The organism is Profundibacter sp. (assembly GCF_056498605.1).
Genome location: NZ_JBSMEZ010000109.1, coordinates 1 through 4,589, shown reverse-complemented (window position 1 = coordinate 4,589; position 4,589 = coordinate 1). Strand labels below are relative to the sequence as shown.

Here is a 4,589-nt window from a genome sequence, read left to right as displayed (position 1 = left end):
CGTGCTGGGCCGTCTTGCTTCCATTATCGCCATGCGCTTGCGCGGCAAGCACAAAGCCACTTTCACTCCGCACATGGATATGGGCGACAATGTGATCGTGATCAACGCTGAAAAAATCCAGCTGACGGGTAAAAAGCGCACCGACAAGATTTATTACTGGCACACCGGCCATCCGGGCGGCATTAAACAGCGCACGGCCGAACAAATCCTCGAGGGTAAATTCCCCGAGCGTGTTGTGACCAAAGCCGTTAAAAACATGTTACCTGGCAACCGCTTGAGCCGCGTTATAATGACAAACCTGCGGGTTTATGTTGGTGCTGAGCATCCGCATGAAGCACAGAACCCCGAAGTTCTGGACGTAAAAGCGATGAACGCCAAAAACACGCGGAGCCAGTCATGACTGAAGAAATCAAATCACTCGATGAATTGAGCCAAGTTGTAGAAGGCACACCTGCCGAAACAACCGAGGTTGAAACCACTGCGGCCGAGGCTGTTGAAGCCGCCATTCTGCGCGAACCTGTTCGTGATAACCTGGGCCGCTCGTATGCCACTGGTAAACGTAAAGATGCGGTTGCCCGCGTCTGGATTAAACCAGGTTCCGGCAAGGTTACGGTCAATGGCCGCGAGATGAACAAATATTTTGCTCGCCCTGTGCTGCAAATGATTTTGGCACAACCTTTCACCGTTGCCGGTGTTGAAGGCGAATTTGACGTGAACGCCACCGTCAAAGGCGGCGGTTTGTCTGGTCAGGCTGGTGCTGTGAAGCACGGTATTTCCAAAGCGCTGCAACTCTATGAGCCATCACTGCGTGGCGCACTGAAAGCCGCTGGCTTCCTGACCCGTGACAGCCGTGTTGTGGAACGTAAGAAATATGGCAAGCGCAAAGCGCGTCGTAGCTTCCAGTTCTCGAAACGTTAAATTATTTCCTAAGGGCTGCCTGAAACGGCGGCCCTTTTTCCAGAATAGCATTTTGGGGAGTGATATGAGAAGAATTGTTCATATCGGGTTAGGTAAAGCCGCGTCAACAACGCTTCAAAAGCATGTGTATCCCGAGATAGTTCAATCCCAATCGATTGAATACATAGAACCCAAATCGCTTTCCAAGCTATTAAAGAAGAGTGCTCAAGGTGAGCCTGTTTTGGCAGGTGAATTTTTCATAAGCGCTGAAGTGCTGGTCGGTCCGGACCCCAAGAATTGGGATGAATGCCTTCAAAAAAATCTGTTGGCTTTTGGATCAAACACAACCATCTTGCTTATCCTGCGGCGACCAAGCGGATATATGAGATCTGTATTCCAGCAAGTAAGCCATCATGCCGGAATATTGATAGAGCCAAACGCTTATTTCACGTCCGTTGACAGTAATGTTGCCGAACTTGGCTATAACGTATTTGACGCCCAAAAGTTTGACCAAGAAAGACTGGTGAGAATATACGCTAAAACATTCGATGAAGTGATTGTCCAGAAGTTTGAAACGATAACTGATTTGAGGTTTTTGCAGACTGCTTTTGATTTGCCCGATCAAACGTTACACGCTGCTCAATCATCTATGTCGAAAAAATCGTCAAACCGTTCATTTTCCCAAACGGCCGTTGCCATCAGTATGAAACTAAAGTGGATGTTTGGCACCCCAACAATAAATCCTGCAACAGGGGCCTTGAAACGAACACGCCGTTATCAACTGTGGCGCGATTTGATGCAGGGTATATTTGACAAGGTCTACCCATATAAAAAATATGTTCTGAATTGGGATACTATAGAAAATGTCGACATCCTTGAAATGGATGCCACCTATAACAAAATGCCCCAGTTCCAGCATTTTATCAACGGTGACTTACAGCCCGTCGATTAGGTGATTTATTCGTCCGGCGCTATCAACCCCAGACCGCGCAGATAAATCCCGATGCCGCTTTCCAGCAGGTCTTCGGCTGGAAATGGTGACTGGGTGCCGGGTGATCCACGCGCAAACAATTCGACCACCCCGTGGCTCATCGCCCAGATGTGCGCGGCCACCATTGATGCGGGCGGGCGTCTGTCGGCGGGCATATGGCTGGTCAGCTGCGCTGCGGCCTGATCCAATTGACCAAGGGCGTGGTTGGCGGCCTGTGCCAAGTCCGAATTGCGGTTGATCGAGATGCCGCTTTCAAACATCGCCACGTAATGGCCCGGGTATTTGCGGGCAAAGGCAAGATAGGCCCGTCCCGTGCTCTCGAATGCTTGCAGCCCGCCGCGGTTTTTTGTGGTGGCGTATTCCATCAAGTCGCCGAAAATCCGATACCCTTCAAGGGCCGCGCCCGCGATCAAATCCTCGCGCCCCTCAAAATGGCGGTAGACGGCGGCGGGGGTGACGCCCGCCTGCTTCGCGGCCTCCGATAAGGTAAAGCCGTTCGGCCCCTTTTCCTCGATCAGTTTCACCGCCGCATCAACCAGTGCGGCGCGTAAATTGCCGTGGTGATAGCCGCGTTTGCTCACTTTATTCTACCCACATTTCCGGCCCACCACAGATTTTGTCATCAGGGGTGCAGGCTATTTTGGTGTCTTTACCATCGTAATCTATCCCGTTTAGCACAGCGAGGATTGTGGCAATACGGGCGCGGCGTTTGTCATCGGAACGCACCACAGTCCAAGGCGCGTTGTCATTGTGGCTGCGCTTGAATGTCTCTTCAATCGCGTCCGAATAGGCATCCCAACGCTTCAACCCTTCAACGTCAATCCAGCTGAGTTTCCATTGCTTTAGCGGGTCTTTTTCACGCGATAAAAACCGGCGTAGCTGTTCAGCACGGCCCACATTCAGCCAGATTTTGACGAAATGGATGCCCTCATCCACCAGCATTTCCTCAAACTCCGGCAGTTGCCAGAAAAAACTAACGCGTTGTTCGGGCGTGCAGAATTCAAACACATGTTCCACCACAGCGCGGTTATACCACGACCGATCAAACAGGGTGATTTCACCACCCGCAGGCAAATGCGAGATGTAGCGCTGGAAATACCATTGCGTCGCTTCGCGGTCCGAGGGTTTGGACAGGGCCACAACATTAGCGATACGTGGGTTAAGGTTCTCGCGTATCCGTTTGATTGCACCACCTTTTCCGGCAGCGTCACGCCCCTCGAACACCACGGCGACACGGGCGTTTGTTTCCTTAACCCACGACTGGCATTTGACCAGCTCAATCTGCAGGGCAGCCATCGTTACCTCGTATTCATCCGAATCCATACGCTTTTTGTATGGATAGCTGTCGGACAGAATATCTTTCTTGCCGCCGTCCTTGATCATATCGCGCACATCTTTGGGTGCGTTGTTTTTATAGAAATCGGAAATGGCACCGTCAAAAGGCAAGGTCATTAATGGCTCCTTATAGCTATCCGCGCAAATCGGTTGATTTGTGGCCTATCCTAGCCGGATCAAACGGCGTGGTCAGATATATTTCGCTGATCCAGTTGGTGTAGAGCAAATGCCCGTGACTGCGCCAGCGGTTTTGCGGCGGCTTGGATGGATCATCCCCGGGGTAGTAATTTGTCGGAATGTTAATCGGTGTGCCCGCTGCGATATCGCGGTCATATTCGCCTTTTAACGTGGCTGTATCATATTCAAAGTGGTTGAAAATATAAAGCGCACGGTGGGCATCGTCCTGAACCAGACAAGGGCCAACCTCGTCACTGCCCAGCAACGTTACCAGCCCGTCGCGGGCATCGATTTCATCGCGCTTCATTTCTGTCCAACGGCTCACCGGTATCACGCAGTCATCGGAGAACCCCCGAAGGTAGGGCGAGGCGGGTTGCAGGTTCTGGTGGCGAAAACAGCCAAACGCCTTGGCGTCCAGCATGTGCTTTTGCACCCCGTGAAAATAATTAATCATAGCCATACCACCCCAGCAGACGCCAAAGGTGGAATGCACGTTGGTTTGGGTCCAGTCAAAAATCTCGCATAGTTCCTCCCAATATGTGACGTCTGTAAATGGAAGGTGTTCAATCGGCGCACCGGTTATGATCAACCCGTCAAATTTTTTCCCCTTAACATCCTGAAATGGTTGGTAAAATTCACCCATATGCGAGGCGGATGTGGTTTTGCTGGTATGTTCCGACATCCGGATCAGGGTCAGTTCAATCTGCAACGGAGTCGCGCCGATCAGGCGGGCAAATTGGGTTTCGGTCTGGATTTTCTGCGGCATCAAATTCAGCAGGCCAATTTTCTGTGGTCGAATATCCTGTTTGTCCGCATGTTTGCGGGTCATCACCATCACACCTTCATTTGTCAGCGTATCAAAGGCGGGCAGGGTGGAGGGAATTCTTATTGGCATCACACAGTCCTAATTCGCAGCCGAAATCGCGCTGGCGATCAGGGCATCAAAATCATCAGGGGTAACAACCTGCGCCACATCTTCGGCGGTAATGGTCACGCCCCAATTATCGGCCATAGCCTGATAGCGCGGTTGGCGATGTGACAGGGCCTCGGCATAACCCCAGCGGATGAAATCATCAGGGTCGACATCTGCTTCGGCGCAGCCCTTTTGTTCAAGGTATCTTGTCCACATATCGTTCATGATATCGGGCGGGTAATACATCGGTTTCGGTGCCATGTTAAAGCGTTCGAC

Annotated in this window: 6 protein-coding genes and 1 pseudogene; 3 read left to right on the top strand and 4 right to left on the bottom strand. The window is 51.4% G+C overall.

Going from position 1 to position 4,589, the window contains the following annotated elements:
- The 3 genes from rplM to ACWB12_RS11555 all read left to right on the top strand — a co-directional run.
- The coding region (gene rplM / locus ACWB12_RS11565) for a 50S ribosomal protein L13 (protein WP_479530239.1) at window positions 1–400 on the top strand (400 nt) is incomplete at its 5' end.
- Window positions 397–918, top strand: a complete 522-nt coding sequence (gene rpsI / locus ACWB12_RS11560; RefSeq protein WP_479530238.1) for a 30S ribosomal protein S9 — start codon at window positions 397–399, stop codon at window positions 916–918. The genes rplM and rpsI, both read left to right, overlap by 4 nt.
- Before the next feature lie 64 nt (window positions 919–982).
- The gene (locus tag ACWB12_RS11555) at window positions 983–1,849 is read left to right on the top strand and encodes a hypothetical protein (protein WP_479530237.1); all 867 of its coding nucleotides are present in this window, start codon (window positions 983–985) and stop codon (window positions 1,847–1,849) included.
- Window positions 1,850–1,854: 5 nt separating this feature from the next.
- Here the strand turns inward: ACWB12_RS11555 and ACWB12_RS11550 are convergent, their stop codons facing one another.
- The 4 genes and pseudogenes from ACWB12_RS11550 to ACWB12_RS11535 form a co-directional block, all read right to left on the bottom strand.
- Entirely contained in the window at window positions 1,855–2,469 is a 615-nt protein-coding gene (locus tag ACWB12_RS11550; protein WP_479530236.1) for a TetR/AcrR family transcriptional regulator, read from the bottom strand.
- Between the two features lies 1 nt (window position 2,470).
- Window positions 2,471–3,340, bottom strand: coding sequence for a polyphosphate kinase 2 (gene ppk2, locus ACWB12_RS11545; RefSeq protein ID WP_479530235.1), 870 nt, complete (start codon window positions 3,338–3,340; stop codon window positions 2,471–2,473).
- Window positions 3,341–3,356: 16 nt separating this feature from the next.
- A complete protein-coding gene (locus ACWB12_RS11540) occupies window positions 3,357–4,295 on the bottom strand; it encodes a homoserine O-succinyltransferase (RefSeq protein ID WP_479530234.1) in 939 nt (312 codons plus the stop codon).
- Window positions 4,296–4,304: 9 nt separating this feature from the next.
- A pseudogene (locus ACWB12_RS11535) lies at window positions 4,305–4,589 on the bottom strand (ATPase); the annotation flags it as partial.

Bases quoted from the DNA above. Each gene is read 5' to 3' on its own strand.
- rpsI (WP_479530238.1), top strand. From the start codon at position 397: ATGACTGAAGAAATCAAATCACTCGATGAATTGAGCCAAGTTGTAGAA.
- ACWB12_RS11555 (WP_479530237.1), top strand. From the start codon at position 983: ATGAGAAGAATTGTTCATATCGGGTTAGGTAAAGCCGCGTCAACAACG.
- ppk2 (WP_479530235.1), bottom strand. From the start codon at position 3,340: ATGACCTTGCCTTTTGACGGTGCCATTTCCGATTTCTATAAAAACAAC.
- ACWB12_RS11540 (WP_479530234.1), bottom strand. From the start codon at position 4,295: ATGCCAATAAGAATTCCCTCCACCCTGCCCGCCTTTGATACGCTGACA.